At 71.4% G+C, this 18,011-nt stretch carries 13 protein-coding genes and 2 pseudogenes; 5 read left to right on the top strand and 10 right to left on the bottom strand.

Features of this window, described 5'->3' with window-relative positions:
• Complete coding sequence (locus ACFV8T_RS30900) at positions 1-2,565, top strand: ABC transporter permease (RefSeq protein WP_385334069.1); 2,565 nt, start codon at positions 1-3, stop codon at positions 2,563-2,565.
• Between the two features lie 110 nt (positions 2,566-2,675).
• Here the strand turns inward: ACFV8T_RS30900 and ACFV8T_RS30895 are convergent, their stop codons facing one another.
• Both ACFV8T_RS30895 and ACFV8T_RS30890 read right to left on the bottom strand, forming a co-directional pair.
• On the bottom strand, positions 2,676-3,197 hold the full coding sequence (locus ACFV8T_RS30895) for an ATP-binding protein (RefSeq protein WP_385334066.1): 522 nt from the start codon (positions 3,195-3,197) through the stop codon (positions 2,676-2,678).
• Positions 3,198-3,383: 186 nt separating this feature from the next.
• On the bottom strand, positions 3,384-3,701 hold the full coding sequence (locus tag ACFV8T_RS30890) for a hypothetical protein (protein WP_072485217.1): 318 nt from the start codon (positions 3,699-3,701) through the stop codon (positions 3,384-3,386).
• Between the two features lie 207 nt (positions 3,702-3,908).
• Here ACFV8T_RS30890 and ACFV8T_RS30885 point away from each other — a divergent pair, with 207 nt between their 5' ends.
• A complete protein-coding gene (locus ACFV8T_RS30885; RefSeq protein ID WP_385334063.1) occupies positions 3,909-5,039 on the top strand; it encodes a PLP-dependent cysteine synthase family protein in 1,131 nt (376 codons plus the stop codon).
• 39 nt (positions 5,040-5,078) lie between these two features.
• On the opposite strand, the gene ACFV8T_RS30880 is transcribed toward ACFV8T_RS30885, so the two are convergent.
• The 3 genes from ACFV8T_RS30880 to ACFV8T_RS30870 all read right to left on the bottom strand — a co-directional run bounded on the left by ACFV8T_RS30880 (position 5,079) and on the right by ACFV8T_RS30870 (position 7,103).
• On the bottom strand, positions 5,079-5,558 hold the full coding sequence (locus tag ACFV8T_RS30880; protein ID WP_385334060.1) for an SRPBCC family protein: 480 nt from the start codon (positions 5,556-5,558) through the stop codon (positions 5,079-5,081).
• A gap of 167 nt (positions 5,559-5,725) precedes the next feature.
• Positions 5,726-6,178: an SRPBCC family protein gene (locus tag ACFV8T_RS30875; RefSeq protein ID WP_385334058.1), complete on the bottom strand. Its 453-nt coding sequence runs from the start codon at positions 6,176-6,178 to the stop codon at positions 5,726-5,728.
• A gap of 88 nt (positions 6,179-6,266) precedes the next feature.
• The gene (locus tag ACFV8T_RS30870; protein ID WP_385334055.1) at positions 6,267-7,103 is read right to left on the bottom strand and encodes a DeoR/GlpR family DNA-binding transcription regulator; all 837 of its coding nucleotides are present in this window, start codon (positions 7,101-7,103) and stop codon (positions 6,267-6,269) included.
• Positions 7,104-7,290: 187 nt separating this feature from the next.
• Between ACFV8T_RS30870 and ACFV8T_RS30865 the strand changes: the two genes are divergently transcribed.
• Positions 7,291-9,693, top strand: coding sequence for a hypothetical protein (locus ACFV8T_RS30865; RefSeq protein ID WP_385334052.1), 2,403 nt, complete (start codon positions 7,291-7,293; stop codon positions 9,691-9,693).
• On the opposite strand, the gene ACFV8T_RS30860 is transcribed toward ACFV8T_RS30865, so the two are convergent.
• From ACFV8T_RS30860 to ACFV8T_RS30845, 4 genes and pseudogenes are all read right to left on the bottom strand, one after another.
• Positions 9,663-12,101 carry a right-handed parallel beta-helix repeat-containing protein gene (locus tag ACFV8T_RS30860; protein WP_385334049.1) on the bottom strand — a complete coding sequence of 813 codons (2,439 nt, stop codon included), beginning with the start codon at positions 12,099-12,101 and terminating at the stop codon, positions 9,663-9,665. The two genes, ACFV8T_RS30865 and ACFV8T_RS30860, sit on opposite strands and share 31 nt — an antisense overlap.
• 153 nt (positions 12,102-12,254) lie before the next feature.
• Positions 12,255-12,863: a hypothetical protein gene (locus tag ACFV8T_RS30855; RefSeq protein ID WP_385334046.1), complete on the bottom strand. Its 609-nt coding sequence runs from the start codon at positions 12,861-12,863 to the stop codon at positions 12,255-12,257.
• Between the two features lie 224 nt (positions 12,864-13,087).
• The gene (locus ACFV8T_RS30850; protein ID WP_385334043.1) at positions 13,088-13,579 is read right to left on the bottom strand and encodes a DUF6643 family protein; all 492 of its coding nucleotides are present in this window, start codon (positions 13,577-13,579) and stop codon (positions 13,088-13,090) included.
• Positions 13,580-14,158: 579 nt separating this feature from the next.
• A pseudogene (locus tag ACFV8T_RS30845) lies at positions 14,159-14,263 on the bottom strand (IS481 family transposase); the annotation flags it as partial.
• A 599-nt stretch (positions 14,264-14,862) separates the two neighbouring features.
• Between ACFV8T_RS30845 and ACFV8T_RS30840 the strand changes: the two are divergent.
• Both ACFV8T_RS30840 and ACFV8T_RS30835 read left to right on the top strand, forming a co-directional pair.
• Positions 14,863-15,762 (top strand): TIGR03619 family F420-dependent LLM class oxidoreductase, encoded by a 900-nt coding sequence (locus tag ACFV8T_RS30840; RefSeq protein WP_385334041.1) that lies wholly within the window; start codon positions 14,863-14,865, stop codon positions 15,760-15,762.
• Between the two features lie 89 nt (positions 15,763-15,851).
• Positions 15,852-16,100 (top strand): annotated as a pseudogene (locus ACFV8T_RS30835) (aldehyde dehydrogenase family protein); the annotation flags it as partial.
• A gap of 224 nt (positions 16,101-16,324) precedes the next feature.
• On the opposite strand, the gene mdlC reads toward ACFV8T_RS30835, so the two are convergent.
• Positions 16,325-17,935: a benzoylformate decarboxylase gene (gene mdlC / locus ACFV8T_RS30830; RefSeq protein ID WP_385334038.1), complete on the bottom strand. Its 1,611-nt coding sequence runs from the start codon at positions 17,933-17,935 to the stop codon at positions 16,325-16,327.
• Positions 17,936-18,011: the final 76 nt, after the last annotated feature.

Raw genomic sequence — 18,011 nt, 5'->3', positions numbered from 1 at the left:
ATGAACGGCACCCCGGCCTCCGTACGCCTGAGCATCGCCTCGCTCCGCGCCCACAAGCGCCGCTTCGCCGGTACGTTCGTCGCCGTGCTGCTCGGCGTCGCGTTCCTCACCGGGACGCTCGTCATGGGCGACACGCTCCGCGCGAGCTTCGACACCATGTTCGCCGACGCCAACGCCGGAACCGACGCCGTCGTGCGCGGCTCCGACGTGGTCACCGTCGCCGGTGAGACCCAGGGCACCCGGCAACCGGTGAGCACCGCACTCGTGAAGCGGATCGAGCGGACGCCCGGCGTCGCCGCCGCGGCCCCCGACATCCAGGGCGCCGGCCAGCTCATCGGCTCCGACGGCAGACCCATCGGCGGTCAGGGCCCGCCCACCCTCGCCGGCAACTGGATCGCCGACCCGGAACTCAACCCGTACCGGCTCGCCGCCGGCCGTGCCCCGGCCGCACCCGGTGAGGTCGTCGTCAACCGCGGCACCGCCGACCGGGGCGGGCTCAGGATCGGCGACACGACCGTGCTGCGCACCCCCGACCCCGTACACGTCACGATCGTCGGGCTGGCCACCTTCGGCGGCCAGGACGGCATGGGACAGGTCACCTACACGGCCATGACACAGGCCGACGCCGAGAAGTACCTCACGCCGAAGCCCGGCCAGGCATCGGCCATCCAGGTCCGCGCCGGACCCGGCACCAGCCAGCGGGAACTCGTCGACGCGCTGCGGCCCGTACTGCCCAAGGGCGTCGAGGCCGTCACCGGACAGGCCGCGGCCGCCGAGAACCGGGACATGATCTCCGGTGCCTTCCTCGGCCTGTTCACCACCTTGCTGCTGGTGTTCTCCGGGATCGTGCTGCTCGTCGCCACCTTCTCCATCCACAACACCTTCGCGATCGTCGTCGCCCAGCGGACCCGCGAGAACGCCCTGCTACGCGCCCTCGGCGCCGCACGCCGTCAGGTCGTCGCCTCGACTCTCGTCGAGGCGACCGTGGTCGCCGTGATCGCCTCCGCCGCGGGTCTGGCGGGAGGCATCGGCATCGCCGCCGGACTCCAGGCGCTCTTCCCCGCCGTCGGATTCCCGTTCCCCGACGGCTCGCTGGTGATCGGCGCCGTCTCGCTGCTGCTGCCGCTCGCCGTGGGGGTCCTCGTCTGTCTCGGCTCCGCCGTCCTGCCCGCCGTCCGGGCCGGACGCACCGCTCCGCTCGCCGCCCTGCGCGAGAGCGGCGTCGACGACTCGGGGGCGTCCCGGACGCGGGCCCTCGCCGGGCTCGTGCTGCTGGTGGCCTCCGTCGGCGTCATCCTGACCGGCGCCCTGGCCGCCCCGTCCGTCTGGCTCTCCGCCGTCGGCGCGGTACTGGCACTCGCCGCGTTCGTGGTCCTCGGACCGGTCGCCGCCACGTACGCGGTACGCACCCTCGGCGCCCCGCTCGACCGGTTGCGCGGTGTCAGCGGCCGACTGGCCAGGCGCAATGCCCTGCGCAGCCCCCGGCGGACCGCGTCCACCGCGACCGCGCTGATGATCGGCGTCGCCGTGGTCTCCCTCTTCACCGTCTTCGGCGCATCGCTGAAGGCGACCATGAACCAGACCGTCGACCGCTCCTTCGCGGGCGATGTCGCCATCAGCGCGCCCGCCTTCGGGGCGGGCGGCAGCGGCCTCAGCCCCCGGCTCGCCCCGGCCGTCGACCGGCTGCCGCAGGTGGCGACCGCCGTCGGCCTCGGCAAGGGGGTCGCGGAGGTCGACGGTGCGGGCCGCGCCCTGACCGTCACCGACCCGGCCGCGCTCGGCAGGGTCTTCGACCTCGGCCGGGTCGACGGCTCGCTGACGGGGCTGGGCACGAACGGGATCGCCGTCTCCGGCACCGAGGCCGCGAAGCGCGGTCTGCACCCCGGCTCCTCCGCCCGGCTCTCCTTCACCGACGGCACACGGCGCGCCTTCACCGTCCGCGCCGTCTACGAGCGGTCGGAACTGGCGGGCGACTACGTCATCACCCGCCAGGCCTGGGCCCCGCACCGCGCCCAGGACTCCGACTCGCTGATCGCCGTCTCCTTCAGGCCCGGCGTGTCCGTCGCCGACGGCAAGGCGGCGGTCGCGAAGACCGCGGCGGCGTACGGCGACCCCGACGTGCAGACCCGCGGCGAGTACGCGCGGTCCTCGGCCGGCGGCATCGACATGATGCTCACCCTGGTCTACGCCCTGCTGGCACTCGCCGTACTGATCGCCCTGCTGGGCATCGCCAACACGCTCACCCTCGCCCTCCACGAACGCACCAGGGAGATGGGCCTGTTGCGAGCGGTGGGACAGACCAGGGGCCAGTTGCGCTCGATGGTCCGCTGGGAATCCGTCCTGGTGGCCGCGTTCGGCACGGCGGGCGGCCTGCTGCTCGGCGGCTTCCTCGGCTGGGTGCTGGTCGAGGCGTCCGCGGGCGACACCGCCGTCGCCTTCGACCTGCCGCCGCTGCGGCTCCTGGTGGTCGCCCTCGTGGGGATCGCCGCCGGAGCGCTGGCGGGCCGGCGCCCGGCCCGCCGGGCTGCGCGGCTGAACGTGCTCCGCGCGATCGCCGCCGAGTAGCGCACGGTGGAGGGGCGGGACGGCCGCGGGAAACCGCCGTCCGGCGCCTCGCCCCTCCACCGTCCGCCGGGGCCACCGCCACCGCCACCGCTGGCACCGGCACCGGCGCTTCAGCCGACCACCGCCGACCGCGTGACGGAAGGCGCGGCGCTCTCCAGACAGGTGAGGGCGGCCAGCTCGAACGGCCCGTCGGTGGTGGCCCCGTACACCGAATGCGGCGGGAACGGGGCGCACCGGGGAGGCGCCGAAAGGGTGAACCAGACGACCTTCCCCGCCCCGCCCGTCGGCCGGACCCCCCAGCTCTCGCTGACCGCGGCGATCAGTGCGAGCCCGCGTCCCGATGTACTGGACGTGCTGGGCTCGCGCACGGTCGGCAGCCGTGGGTCGTGGTCATGCACGGACACCGTCAGCCGTTCGAGCAGCAACTCGATCTCGACGGTGCATGATTTGTCCGGCTGGGCATGCCGGTGGACATTGGTCAGCAGTTCTGTGACGCCGAGCGCCGCCTGGTCGATCAAAGGATCGAGATGCCAGTAGCGCAACTGCGCCGAGACGATTCTGCGGACCTGACCGATCCGCGACGGCAGGGCCTGGAGCTCCACCGTGCAGTGCCTGCTTGGCTCGCTGATCACGGCTGCGACTCCCCGAAATAGGTCCGGAAGAAGACGAAGGAACGGATCCAGCAGCTGGCCGGCTGCTGATGGGCACCCAGCGGCATGGATCACAGTGTCACTGCCGGTGAACCATGAGTGACGTGTCCAATGTCACCCAGGGGTCACGGCTCCGCAACTCGCGGCCCTCCGTCGCCGCCGCCCGTCTCAGGTCATCCGTCCGCCCGCACTGCGCAGCGTCTCCAGGAACCGACGGGCCGGTCCGGCCCGATCCGGACCGCGGTTGCGCTGGCCCATCGTCAGCCGGTACCGCGTCCCGTTGAGGCGGGCCACGGCCGCACCGGCCCCGGCGAACCACGGTCTGCCCGCACTCACCGTCACCACCGGGGCGCTGTCGATCTCCCGCCCGTTGCTGGTGAGCAGAGCCAGCCTGCCGTCCTTGACGATCACCTGCCCGGCCCTGGTGAGCGAGCGGGCCCACCGCTCGATCCGTACCCCCGTCGCGCTGAACTCCGTTTCCGGCATGACTGCTTCGCCCCCTTCGTGACACTTCTGATGGGAAGTCTGCACAAACCGGGAGCGGCGCGCCAGATCGCGTCCCGGACCGGTGCCGCGGTTGCCGTGCCGGCCGACGCCAAGGCAGGGCTATGGAGCACCAAAGTAAACGTTTGTGCAGGTACGAGGAATAGGTTGTGGGTGGAGAGTGACGATGACACGAGGAGGAACGTGCTGATGGGCACCGAGAAGCACGGAGGCGGCGGCCGGGCCGCGGCGACGATCGACATCGACCGTTCCGACACCGGGTACCGGGCCTGGCTGAAGGAGGCGGTGCGCAAGGTCCAGGCCGATGCCAACCGCTCCGCCGACACCCATCTGCTGCGCTTCCCGCTGCCCGAGGCGTGGGGCATCGACCTCTATCTCAAGGACGAGTCGACGCATCCCACCGGCAGTCTCAAGCACCGGCTGGCCCGCTCGCTCTTCCTCTACGGGCTCTGCAACGGCTGGATCCGGCCGGACAAGCCGGTGATCGAGGCGTCCAGCGGTTCGACGGCCGTCTCGGAGGCGTACTTCGCCAAGCTGATCGGCGTGCCGTTCATCGCCGTGATGCCCCGTACCACCAGCCCCGAGAAGTGCCGGCTGATCGAATTCCACGGCGGTCGCTGCCACTTCGTCGACGACTCGCGGAAGATGTACGAGGAGTCCGCCACGCTCGCCGCGGAGACCGGCGGTCACTACATGGACCAGTTCACCTACGCCGAGCGGGCCACCGACTGGCGCGGCAACAACAACATCGCCGAGTCGATCTACCAGCAGTTGCGGCTGGAGCGCTATCCGGAGCCGACGTGGATCGTCGCCACGGCCGGAACCGGCGGCACCTCGGCGACCATCGCCCGCTATGTGCACTACATGCAGTTCGACACCCGGATCTGCGTGCCCGACCCGGAGAACTCCTGTTTCTTCGACGGCTGGACCAACCACAATCCCCTGGCCACCAGCGACTGCGGTTCCCGGATCGAGGGCATCGGCAGGCCCCGGATGGAGCCCAGCTTCGTGCCCGGGGCCATCGACCGGATGATGAAGGTGCCGGACGCGGCCAGTGTCGCGGCCGTGCGCGCCCTGGAGAAGGCCATCGGCCGCAAGGCCGGCGGCTCCACCGGTACCGGGCTGTGGAGCGCGTTCAAACTGGTCGCCGAGATGGTCGAGCAGGGCAGTGCGGGCAGCGTCGTCACCCTGATCTGCGACCCGGGCGACCGCTACCTCGACAAGTACTACTCCGACAGCTGGCTCGCCGGACAGGGCCTGGACATCGCCCCGTACACCGCGACCATCGACTCTTTCCTGGACGACGGCAACTGGCCCTGACCGCCGGGACGGAACCGGGTGCGTGCGGTGCGGCAGCCCTCAGGGCGCGGACCCGGTCAGCCGTCGGTCGAGCTTGCGTACCGCGTCCCGGAAGGACCGGCCCATGCCCGACCGGGCCAGCCGCAGGGTGAACCGGAAGGGCGCGGAGCCGTCGGCGGCGAAGGTCCACCGCACCAGTGTCCCGGTCCCGGCCGGAGTGAGCCGCCATTCCTCCAACAGGGCCCGCATGCCCGGGGCGTTGGTCCGGTCGGCCCGGTAGGCGTACCGCTTGCCGGACTCCGCCGCCATGATCGTCTCGTGGATCACGAAGCCGCCCCTGAGCCGGACCTCGCGGCCCGCGCCGTCCTCGGTGGGCCGGGCGGCCGTCACCGCAGTGAACCAGTCAGGCCAGCCCGGCACGTCGTCGGCGAGCGCGCGGTAGACCACCTCGGGAGCCGCAGCCACCTTGGCGGCGAAGGCCAGCTTCAGCGAAGCGGTATCGACGAACTCAAGTTCCACGGAACGGAGTCGGCGTGGCATGGAACGCACCTCCCGTGCGGTCGGCGGCGGACGGACGGGTTCGCGCACACCATAGCTGACGCATCATCAGGTGTCGCTGTCGCTGTCGCTGTCGCTGTCGCTGTCGCTGCCGCTGTGCCGTCGCCGTCCGTGCGGACCTCATGGACACGCTCCGGGGCGGGCGCCCGCTACGGACGGGGCCGCGCCGGACGGTCCAGCATGCTGTCGAGCACCCGGCCGAAGACCCGGCGGCCCGCTCCGGCGATCAGCGGGTCGCCCCACCGCGGCAGCAGCCGGACGGCCAGCTCCTCCACCCACACCACATGGGATCCGAAGTCCGTCGGATACACGTCGATCGAAGCCCGGCCCAGCACCAGCGAACCGCGCTTCTCCAGCCGGCACAGCCCCGCGCGCCCGGCGGCGGGAGGCGTCCACCGCACCACTTCCATCGGATCGTCGAACGCCAGCGGCCCCACACCCGTACGCGCCACGAAGACGGTCCCGACCCCGGTCGGCAGGCCTGCGGGGACGGTGATCCTGGTCAGCGGTACATGCGCGGCGTGCCGTTCCCAGTCCGTCACCCGGCGCCAGGACTCGGCGGCGGGGAGGGAGGTGAAGCGCTCGATCCGGAAGACGGCCACGCCCCGATCCTAAGGGCTCGCCGCCGAGGTCCCGGCCCCGCGCACCACCCGGCGCGAGCCGAGCGGAACCCGCGCACGGCCCGGCGGCTCAGGCGCCGCCGTCCGCGGTCCGGCCCGACACCACCAGGCCCGGCAGATGCTCCTCGATCTCCGCACGGGCGGCGTCCGACAGCCCCGCGTCCGTCACGAACGTGTCCACCTGCTCCAGCGCCGCGAACGAACTCAGGCCCACCGTGCCCCACTTGGTGTGGTCGGCGACCACCACCACCCGCCGGGCCGACTGGACGAAACGGCGGTTGGTCTCGGCCTCCGCCAGATTCGGCGTCGAGAGCCCGGCCTCCACCGAGATCCCGTGCACCCCGAGGAACAGCACATCGAAATGGAGCGAGGCGATAGCCTGATCGGCGACCGGACCGACCAGCGAGTCCGAAGGGGTCCGCACCCCGCCGGTGAGCACCACCGTGGCGGCCCCGGGCCGCGCTCCGGCCGCGCCCCCCGACCGCTGGGCGGAGTGGAAGACATCGGCGACCCGTACCGAGTTGGTCACCACCGTCAGATCCGGTACGTCCAGCAACTGCTGGGCGAGCGCGTACGTCGTCGTGCCACCGGAGAGCGCGATGGCGCTGCCGGGCACGGCCATGGCCGCCGCCGCTCGTGCGATGTCCTCCTTGGCGGACAGCTCCAGCGCCGACTTCGCCTCGAACCCGGGCTCGTGCGTACTGGCCTCGACCACCGGAACGGCCCCGCCGTGCACCTTCTCGATGACCCCCTGGCGGGCCAATGCGTCCAGGTCCCGGCGCACCGTCATGTCGGAGACATTCAGCCTGCGGGTCAGCTCATTGACCCGGACCCCGCCGCGCCTGCGCACTTCGTCGAGGATCAGGGCGCGCCGCTGCTCCGCGAGCAGGTTCTGATTCTCGCTCAACGCCGGGTCCGGTCCTTCCTTCTGGCCGTGCAGCAGTCTCTTCGAACGGGGTCATCCTGCCACGCGGTGTCGCCTGCCGCCGCACTGGGGAGATTCCGTGAGAGAGGCGCGGCCGCCGGCCCGCTGCCACGATTCTGATGACCACGCGTCAACACTCCCCCCACAAACGAGAGAGCGAGTCACTCCAGTGCCACCTGCCACCCAGGCCCCGCAGAGTCCGGGGCCCGCGCTGGAATTGCTGGTCCACGGCGTGGGCGGCGCCACGCCCCAGGAGATGCTCGACGATCCGCGTACGGTCCGCCTCACCGGCGACGCCACCGCCGCCATCTACCGGCGGGCCGAGGACACGGACGCCGAACAGCACCCGGAGCGGTACCGCGACCGGCCCATCCCCGAGGCCTACTGCTGGTCCAACCTGACCTCCGGCAACGGCTCCCGCGCCCTGTGGCTGCTGCTGCTCCCGTTCATGGTGGTCAACCTCGCCCACTGGATGCGCCCCACCGCCCGGTCCCGCACCCGCGCGGTGCGCCTGTACGGCGTCCTCGTCCGGCTCGTCGCGCTCAGCCTCACGGTCCTGCTGACCGCGGCGGCCTGCGAGGTCGCGCTCGATCTGACGGCCTGGCAGTGCGCGGGCGTGCCGGACTGCTCGAACCAGCGGTCCTGGCTCGGCTTCCTGTCCACGGCTCAGGGCGGCTGGTGGTCCCAGCCGGGCCGCAGACTCGCCCTCGCCGCCCTGGTGCCCACCGCCCTGGTGGTGCTCCTCTGGTTCCTGTCCAACCGGACCTGGAGCGCGTACGAATCACAGCGCCCGCTCACCGGAACCGAACCGGACGACGACGACCTCGACCCGGCGCCCGCCCCCGCACCGGACACCACCGGCACCGCGCCCGTCGGCCGCCCCGCCCTCGGCCGGCCCGGATTCTGGTACGGCCGCCGCCTGGTCGCCCGGCTGCGCGCCGCCCACACCGCCGCCGGATTCCTGACCGTCGCCGCGTCGGTCGCGGGCGCAGCCGCCCACCACGACCGCGCCGCCGACGGCCCCGTGCCCGGCATCCTCGGCCGGCTGATCGAGGCGGCACTGGTCCTGGGCGGCATCGTCGTGCTCTGGGTGGTCTGCCGCCGCGGCCGCAGCGAACGACGTCTCGACAACCGCCTCGACCGTGCCCTCATCACCTATCTGCCCGGCGCGGCCCTGGCCCTGCTCGTCCTCGCCGCGGCGTACACCGCCTGGTCCCGTCCCGACTGGGTCTCCGCGGGTGCCCTGCCCGGCGACCTCGCCTTCAGCGTCATCACCCTCGGCCAGGGGGTACTCGTCGTCGTGCTCGCCGTGGTGTCGCTGAGCCTGTACCGCAGGACCCCCGAACCCCGCACCGTCATGTACGGACTCGGCGGGCCCGTGGTCGCGATGCTCGCCTGCGCCCTCGGCGGCGTCATGAGCGGCGGGGTCTCCCAGCGCGTCGCCGACTGGCTCGACGGCCCCGGCACCCCCGGCATGGGCAGGAGCTCCGTCATCGAGGGACCGCCGGTGCTGCTCAGCTGGCAGGCCTCCGTCATCCCCGTGCTCCTGGTGCTGCTGGCCGTCCCCGCACTCCTGCTGCTCGTGCGGACCTGGCTGGCCGCCCGCGCCCTGGAGCCCCGTATCGACCAGGAGTACGAGGAGGAACGGCCGGACCCCGCCCGGACCCGGCAGATCGCCCGGATCCGGGCCACGGCCGCCCTCACCGACTCCGCGCCCTGGATCCTCGGCCCGGTCTGCGGCGCCACCCTGCTGCTCGGCGCGGCGGCGGTCTGTGGGGCCTGGGTGAGCGGAGAGGTGCCCGGTCTCGCGATGAAGGGCAACGGCCCGTTCATCGAGTCCGTCGCCCAGGCCGCCCAGTCGACCGGCTCCTGGATGGTCGGACTCGGCTTCATACTCTTCGTCACCTGGGGCCGCCGCGCCTACCGCGACGCCTCGGCCCGGCGCACCATCGGCATCCTCTGGGACGTCGGTACGTTCTGGCCGCGCGCCGCCCACCCCTTCGCACCGCCCTGCTACGCCGAGCGTGCCGTCCCCGACCTGGCGTCACGGATGTCCGGCTGGACCGGACTCACCCGCGGCAGGCTCGTCATCTCCGGGCACTCCCAGGGCAGCGTCCTCGCGGCGTCAGCGGTCTGGCAGCTGCCCGCCCACACCCGGAGCCGGGTCGCCCTGCTCACCTACGGCTCGCCGATCGAGCGACTGTACGGCCGCTGGTTCCCGGCCTACTTCGGCCCGGGACCGCTGCACGCGCTGCACCGGTCCGTGCACTGCTGGCGCAATCTGTGGCGGGCCACCGACCCCATCGGAGGCCGGGTCCGGCTCGACGTGGGACCCGGGCCCGAGGTGGACCGCGGCCCGCTGAAGGACCCTCTGGTCTACGGGCGGACCCCCGAACATCCGCTGCCCGAAGCCGTTCTGGGGCACTCGGACTACCAGGCCGACCCGGTCTTCGCCCAGGAACGGGCCGCGCTGCTGGAGCGGCTCGACCCGGTCCTGCCCCGCCAGGCCGGCGGGGAGGACGGCTCCGAGGCCCTGCGGAGTCAGGGCAGTTCCGGCAAGTCCTCGGGGTAGAGCAGGGTGAGGTCGTCCGTGCTCGGCTCGGCGAGCTGGGCGACCCGTCCCGCGTGCCGCTCCACCATCGACTCGAAGGTCTGGCGCGCGGTGCGGCCGTTGCCGAATGCCGGGCCCTTGGGCAGCTCGGTGAAGTACTTCAGCAGCGCCTCCCCGGTCCCGGAGGCCAGGCTGTACTCGTGCTCGTCGGCCTGCTGCCCGACGATCCGCAGCAGCTCGGCGGGCTCGTAGTCGCTGAAGGTGATGGTCCGGGAGAAACGGGACGCCACCCCGGGGTTGACGGTGAGGAACCGCTCCATCTCGTGGGTGTAACCGGCGACGATGACGACCACCGCGTCCCGGTGGTCCTCCATCAGCTTCACCAGCGTGTCGATCGCCTCCCGGCCGAAGTCCCGGCCGGAGTCCTCGGGCGACAGGGCGTACGCCTCGTCGACGAACAGCACCCCGCCGCGCGCCCGGTCGAAGGCCTCCTGCGTACGGATGGCGGTCGAGCCGATGTGCTCACCGACCAGATCGACGCGGGACACCTCGATCAGATGGCCCCGTTCCAGTACCCCGAGCGAGGCGAGGATCTCGCCGTACAGCCGGGCCACGGTGGTCTTGCCGGTGCCGGGGGAGCCGGTGAAGACGAGGTGGCGCCGGACCGACGCGGCCTTGAGCCCGGCCTCCTGGCGCCGGCGGCCCACCTCGATCATGTCGGTGAGGGCGCGCACCTCCCGCTTGACGCTGTCCAGGCCCACCAGTGCGTCCAACTCCCCGAGCACCGCGTCCGACGCGCGCGCCGGCTCGATGGCGGGCGTCTCGGCCGGGGCGGGCTCGACGGCACGCTGCCCGGGGACCCCGCCCAGCAGCCCGGGGGCCGACTGGGTCGCCGTCAGCACGGTGGGCGCCGGGGGAGCGGGGGCGCGCAGCGCGCTCTCGTCGCTCGTGCAGTTCTCCACGACGGGGCCGGTTCCCTGGCCGTCACCGTGCGCGGCGGGCGGCTCGGCGAACTCGTATCCACCGCGTGCGCACCGCTCGGTCCGGCAACGGGTCAGCGTCGTACGGCAACCGTCCATCACATGGAAGCCATAGCCGTCGCTGCCGGTGACCCGGCAACTGTCGAACGTGCCGCGGCCCTCGGCGGAGACGTAGAAGCCGGCCTCGGCGGGCGAGGTGACCGTGCAGCGCTCGATCGTCGGGTCGGCGCCCTTGGTGACGATCACTCCGGTCTGTGCCGTGTCGATGGTGCAGTTGTTCAGCGTGCCTCCGCTGCCGTGGTCGCGGAACCAGGCACCGGTGGACGTCTCACGGATGCGGCAGTCGTCCAGCTGCGCGGTCGCCCCGTCACTCACCGACACCGCGGTGTTGCGGACCTGGGACAGATCGCTGTCGACGACATCGGCGCGCGAGCCCCGGTCGAGGACGAAGATGGCGTCCGGCACGTCGTGGACCCGGCAGGAGTCCAGTATCACGGTCGCCCCGTCGCTCACCCAGACCGCCGGATAGTCGCCCGTACTGTCGTGGATCTCGCACTGGTTGGCGTCGACACGGGTGCCTGGATCCCAGACCGAGAGGCCGTTGCGGCCGAAGCGGCGCACCGTGGAGCGGGTCAGGGTGAGGACCGAACGGGAGCGCAGATCCACCGCGTTCTCCGGGATGTCGTGGATGTCGCAGTCGGCGAGCGTCAGCACGGCGTCGGTGTCGAGCGTGACGCCGTCCGCCGAAGTGCGGTGCACCGTGCAGTCGGTGAGGTGGGCGGCCGCGCGGGCGGTCACCTGTATCCCGCTGCCCTTGATCTCGTACACCTCGCAGCCGACACCCTCAAGGGCACTGCCCTCTCCGGTGACGCTCAGACCCGCGCCCGACGCGTGGTGGATCCGGCAGCGATCAAGCCGCGGATGCGCGCCGTCGCGCACCGAGACGCCGGACTGCCCGGCGGAGACGACCTCGCACTCCTCGAACACGCCGCCCGCGCCGTCGAGTACGGCGATGCCGACCCCGGCGGGGTTGTCGACCGTGCAGCGGCGCACGGTCGGCCGGGCCGTGCCGCGCACCTCGATCCCGGCGGCGGAACGGGTGACGATCCGCAGGTCCGCGATCTCCGCTGCGCCGTCCTCGACCAGCAGCGCGGGGGCCGTCGAGTCCTGGCCCTCCACATGGAGGTCCGAGACGACGGCGGAGGCGCGGATGGTGAGCGGCACGCCGTCGGCCGGCGCGATCCGCACGGAACCGACGGAGCCCTCGGGCCCGCGCAGGGTCACCGCGCGGTGCAGGATCAGATTCTCCCGGTAGGTGCCCGGTGCGATGGTGAGGACATCGCCGTCGGCCGCGGCCTCCAGGGCTGCGGTGAGGGAGGCGTATTCGCCTGTGCGGCGCCGCCACCGCGATGTGCCGGTGTGCGTCACCTGGACCGTGCCCTGTGCCATGGCGCTGTTGTGCCCCCACCTCGTGCGTGCGTGATGCCCGTGTCACCGGCCTTGCGGCAGCGGCGAATCCCCGGGACCGCCCACCGGGAAAGCGGGCGGGCCGGTCCACCGTAGCGCGCGCGGCGGGCGGGAGTTGACCCGATCAGCAGCTGATCAGCTGCCGGTCCCGGTCCTGCCCCAGTCCGGACCGGTCTCGGCCCAGTCCCGGTCGATCCGGGTGTACCGCCCCCGCACCATGTGCCGGACGATCAGTTGTCGGACGCCCTCGATCAGTCCGAGGGTGAGCAGCATCGCCCCGAACCCGGCCAGCACGGCGTGGGTGCGGGCGGTCGGAGCGTCCATGGGGCGCGATACGGGGCGGCCGTCGAGGTCCGTCCAGATCTCCACCTCGGCACCGGGTCCGGTCTTCCGGGAGGAGGTCGTCACGGTGCCGCGGCGGTTCGTGCCGTCCGGGGCCTTCCAGCGCGCCACCACCGAGGTCTGCGAGCCGCGCTCCGAGGAAATCTCGGGATCGGCGACGACGCGCGGCGCTCGTGGCGACCGCCGCACCACGACCGCGGTGGTGGCATGACGCCCGGCCCGCTGGGCCCGTACCGATTTCTGCAGGGCGTCGTCGGTGTGCGCCCCGCACACCCAGCCCAGTGCCGGCGCCGCCAGCACCATGAGGAGCAACGCGACAAGAGCCACCCATGCCTCGCGCCGGTCAGTGGCGCGGCGCAGGGGATTGTGCCGCCAGCGCCACACACCCGTAACCGCTCGCACAGTCCTGCACCCCCTTCCGTATCCGTCTTAGCCTGATACGGCATGCTTCGCGCGCGGAAGGAGCGAAGAGAGAGCAACTTCACCCCGGTCAACGCACGGACCACCCACGTGAGTTCCCGCCCACCGGGCCGGACTGACGGTCCGTCCGGTGCGGGAACGCCGAAGTCGCCGTCGAGTCCCCATGGCTCGACGACGACTTCGCGCGACCGTGCGTGATCGTCGGCTCAGTACCCCCGGCCCTGGTACGGGCGGTTGTACGGGTCCTCGTAGGGCGAGGGCGCCGGGGCCGGGCGCGGTGACGCCGGACGCATCGCCTCGTAGCCCGTGCCCGGCGCGGGCCGCTGCTGTTGCTGCGGATGGGGCGGCTGATACCCGCCACGGGCCGCGGTCGGCTGCTGCGGGATGTACGGCGCCGGGGCGTGCTGCAACTGCGCGTGCTGCAACGGCGCGGGCTGCATCGGCGCGTAACCCTGCTGGGCCGGCGGCTGCTGGTAGCCGTACGACGGACCGGGCTGGGAAGGTGCCGCGGGAAGCGCCGGCAGCGCCGCCGGGAGCGCCGGCAGGTAGCTGTTGCCGGTGTCATAGGCGGCAGGCACTCGGATCGGAGCGATCTGAGGGGTGCCCCGCTCCGCGACCAGGGAGTCGTAGATCGGAGTGTCGGGGAACGACGGTGCGGCGTAGTAGCCGCCGCCGTAGGTGGAGCGGGGGGAGGTCATGACACCTAAGTTAAGCCCACGATGTGCTGGTTGGGGAGTCCCAATCTTGGGGTCATCCGTTTTACGCTGATTCTGTCCGCCTGACCTGCTAAGACATCGATAAAGCTTTCGTTGGCAGCGGGGGCTTTTCCGTTGGAGGGTTCCATGAGCACGCCTGTGGAGATTTTCTTCGCCCCGCGAGATCTGGAACGACGGTGTCCCTTTGCCTCACGTCCTCGTCCTGTTCAGCGAGTACCCCGAGTTCCGTGAGTACACCCGTGCTCACCACGAGTTGGTCGCCGAGTGCGGCGAGGCTCGGCGTGATCTCCGAGGAGTGGCTGCACTCCATGGGACAGTTCCACCACACGATCGACAGCACGCTCACGGGAGCCGACACGGTCGGGGCGGCTCCGAATGTGCTTGCCGGGGAGGGGCGTACCGCCCCGCTGACGCACCGGCGCTTCGCCCGAATGCCGCGCGTGGTGACGCGACGGGCCGCCGCCGGGCTCTTCTCCGAGCCGGACCGGGCAGTGGCGCGGGGTACCACTCACTCCGGCAGCACCGTTTCCGCCGGCCCTCGGCCCGGAAACGCGCCACCTACCGGTGCGCGCACTGCCGCGAGACGCCCAGTTCCTTGGCCACGTGCGCCACCGGACGCAGGTCGTGCACGACACAGCGCACCAGAAGGTATCTGCCGTGCACCAGAAGGTATCTGCCGTGACACCTGGAGGACGGGAGCGGCTCAGGCGGGCTCGCGCTGCTGCGCTCCCTGCTCAGCGACCAATCCCGACTCGCCGTTGGCGCCGGCTGCCCACGCTCGGCACAGTCCGGCGATGGCTGCTGATTCGTGGCCGAGGCGGTCCAGCATCGGCAAGCAGCGGGTTGCGGAACTGATAGGCCTGATGGCGGACACGTTGTCCAGCCTGTTGCCGGGCGCGGTAGATGGGGTCCTCCGCCCGCTATTATGGATGCTCAGCGAAACTGATGCGGGTCAAGTGCCTGAATATCCCCCCTGGGGTGCTGGGCCCATCGTGGCGGTGACCGGTGTCCGTTCGGGACGCCTCGGCCGTGGGGCGAACGCGCGTCACACTGGGCGGCATTGATTGCCGTGTACACGGCATGGGCATCTTCGTATGCCCATTCTCGGAGTAGCCGTGCCGCGGGAGTTGGCAGTCTTATCCGAACGGTCAGGGCCTTGGCCGACCGCGGTCCGCGAGGGACCGGACGGGCCGACGGTCTCACATCGCCGTTTGCTCATTGCGGCGGCGTGCATGTCTCCACGACGAAGTATTCCAGGAGGGCCCATGTTGACAGGCGTCAGGTTTCCCTCACAGGAGATCGGTTCGGATCGCGCAGTAGTGCGCGATTGGGCCCTGCAGGCGGCCGATGTCGGCTTCTCCTACATCGTGGTGAACGACCACGTAGTGGGTGTGGACCCGGATTCGCGGCCCGACTACGGCGCTGGATTCCCGGCCGGCGCACAACGGACGGCGTCGGCCTACTCGGTGAACACGGAGTTCCATGAGCCACTGACGACTATCGCCCACCTCTCTGCCCTCTGCCCGGACCTCGGCTTTTCGACCGGTGTACTGGTCTGTCCGCAGCGGCAGACGGCGCTCGTCGCGAAGCAGGCCGCGCAGGTCGACATCCTCACCGGCGGGCGGTTGCGACTCGGGATCGGCGTGGGCTGGAACCTGGTCGAGTACGAAGCGATGGGGGCCGACTTCCGGACGCGCGGACGACGGATCGAGGAACAGGTTTCGATCCTCCGCGCGTTGTGGACGCGCCAGGTCATCGATGTCGACGGCGAGTTCGACCGTGTGGTCGGCGTGGGCCTCGAGCCACGGCCGCCGCAGCAGCCGATCCCTGTGTGGATGGGCGGATGGAGCGACATCGTGTTGGACCGGATCGGCCGGATGGCCGACGGTTGGTACCACGGCCGCGAATTCGAACCGGACGTCCCCAGAAAGTTCGAGGTGATCGCCGCCTCCGCCGAGCGAGTCGGCCGCCTGGCCTCCGACATCGGCCTGGAGGGTGCCGTCGAGCTTCGGTACGGCCTCGACGGGATCGAGAACAGGGCCCAGAAGTGGGCAGGAGCCGGCGCCACACATCTGGTCGTCGATCCCATGCACGCCGGGTGCCACGGCAGCGAGCACATCGATCACCTTGCTCGCATCGCCGCGAGGCTGTCGGTACGAGGCTGAGCTCGGGTTCGGTGCCGGAAATATTGCCTGCCTCTCCAGCCTTGCCCAACTGTCCCGGCGATCCCGCCCCCGCAGACGCCGCCCCAGGAATGGGACCTGGCCCGTCCGGCCACGCCTTGACCGGACGGGCCGCCGTGCGTGCCGCGCACGAGGGCTTCCTCCCCTGGAGCCGGCCCACCCCGCGTGAACGAAGCACCTGTCTGCGCAAGGCGGCGAAGCTGATCCGCAGTCACGGCGACGAACTGGCAGCACTGGAGTGCAGCGAGGTCGGCAAGCCCTGCAGCCAGGCTCGCACGTTCGACCTGGAGGCGTGCACCGGCGTCTACGAATTCTTCGCCTCGCTCACCGAGCCGGGGCAGCGCCCGGGACGTCGGCTTCTGACCGAGGTCGCACTGAGCGCCGTCGTGGGAAACGGCAAGGCCGGGATCGGCTCGCCCACGGATCCGGAGAGCACGCAGCCGAGCGCCCTCGCCCGGCCTTCCGGCAACGGCGTGGGACAGACGCACCGGGCCCTGGAAGACCGGCTTGAAGGCGTCACGATCGGATCGTGTGGGCTCGTGCCCTACAACATGGCTTTCTGGGGTTGCGTGGGCACCACGATGACTGTGGTGGTGCCGGCGGTCAGGGCCGCCTTGAATTCCCGCTCCAGATCCTCGGTGGTCTCCACGTCGACCCCACGACATCCGAAGCCGCGGGCCACGGAGGCGATGTCGAGCCCCGGCAGGTCGAGTCCCGGAACGCCCGGAGTCTCCTCCAGCACCGCGAACGACTTGAGGATGGAGTACTCCTGGTTGCGCATGACCACGTAGACGATCGGGAGGTTGTGCTGGGCCGCCGTCCAGATGGCCTGCACGGAGTACTGGAAGGAACCGTCGCCGATCAGGCCGATCACCGGCCGTTCGACGCCCCTGTCCCGGTCGCCGAGCGCGACCCCCACCGCAGCCGGGGTGCCCCAGCCGATCCCTCCGCTGGCCGTGGCGAAGAACGATCCGGTCCTGACCGTGGGAAGCCACTCGACCTGCTGTGCCATTGTGGAGGTCGATTCGTTGGCGATGACCGCGTCGGGCGGCCGGACCCTGCTCAGGGTGGCGTAGACCTCCGGTGGGGTGAGCGGGCTGTTCGGCACCCGCGGCAGCTCACGGGGCCGCGCCATCGGCTCCGGAGCGGTCCGCGCGGATCCCTGCGCGACCATGTCCAGGAGCAGCTCGATCGCCGCCTTGGGATCACCGATGAGGCTGTCGCCCACGCGTGCAGCCGCGGCGACGTCGGGGTCCGCGGTGATCTGCAGCAGTTCGGTGCCTGCGGGGAGGTAGTCGCCGGGCGCGTAGGGGTAATAGCGGAACACCTCCGCGCCGATCACGACCACCAGGTCGTGCCCGGTCAGCCGGTCGCCGACGGTCCTTGCCGACATGCCGAGCGGACCGCGGAAGAGGGGATGGTCCTCCGGGAAGGAGGCGCGGTCCAGGAGCGGGGCGCCGTAGACGGCCGCGCACAGCTTCTCCGCCAGGGCCACGGCCCCGTCCCATCCGCCGGCGCGATCCACCTCCGGCCCGAAGACCAGCGCGGGACGACGGCTGGCGGAGATGCGACCGGCGAAGCCGTGCAGCCGCTCCGCGTCGGGAGCGACGCGGTCGCTCACCGTCCGCACACGCGTGAAAGCGGACAGCGGTTCCTTCCAGTCGTTCATGGGAATGGACAGATGAACCGGTCCTGCCGGTGGCTGCAGCGCGATCGAGTAGGCCCGCATGAATGCCTCCGGTACATCCTGGGCGCGGGCCGGCTCGTAGGACCACTTCACCCATGGCTTCAGCAACGTGGTGGACTCCGGGTTGCCCAAGTATGGTTCCCCGATCATCAGTTCACGGTGCTGCTGTCCCGAGGTGACGATCAGGGGAGTGTTCCCGCGGTAGGCCGATATCAGGTTTCCCATGGCGTTACCCGGACCGGCCGCGGAGTGCAGGTTGACCAGTGCCGGGCGCCGGGTGACTTGCGCGAAGGCGTCGGCCATCGCGATGACGGAGGCCTCCTGCAGTGCCAGTACGTACGTGAAGTCCGCCGGGAAATCCTGCAGAAACGGTTGCTCGGTGGAGCCGGGATTGCCGAAGACCGTGGTGAGGCGGAGAGTCCGCAGCAGATCGTAGGTCACGCTTCGGACGGTGGGTTGCTCGGTCATCGTTGGTCACCCTTTCCTGCGGTGCGGAGGTGGCTGTGCCTGTGCGGCGGCCCCACGCGGGGCCCACAAGCACCTG

The organism is Streptomyces sp. NPDC059832, from assembly GCF_042731715.1.
Lineage (GTDB): Bacteria > Actinomycetota > Actinomycetes > Streptomycetales > Streptomycetaceae > Streptomyces.
Note: the sequence above shows the minus strand (reverse complement) of the source record. Positions and strands in the feature narration are given on the sequence as shown.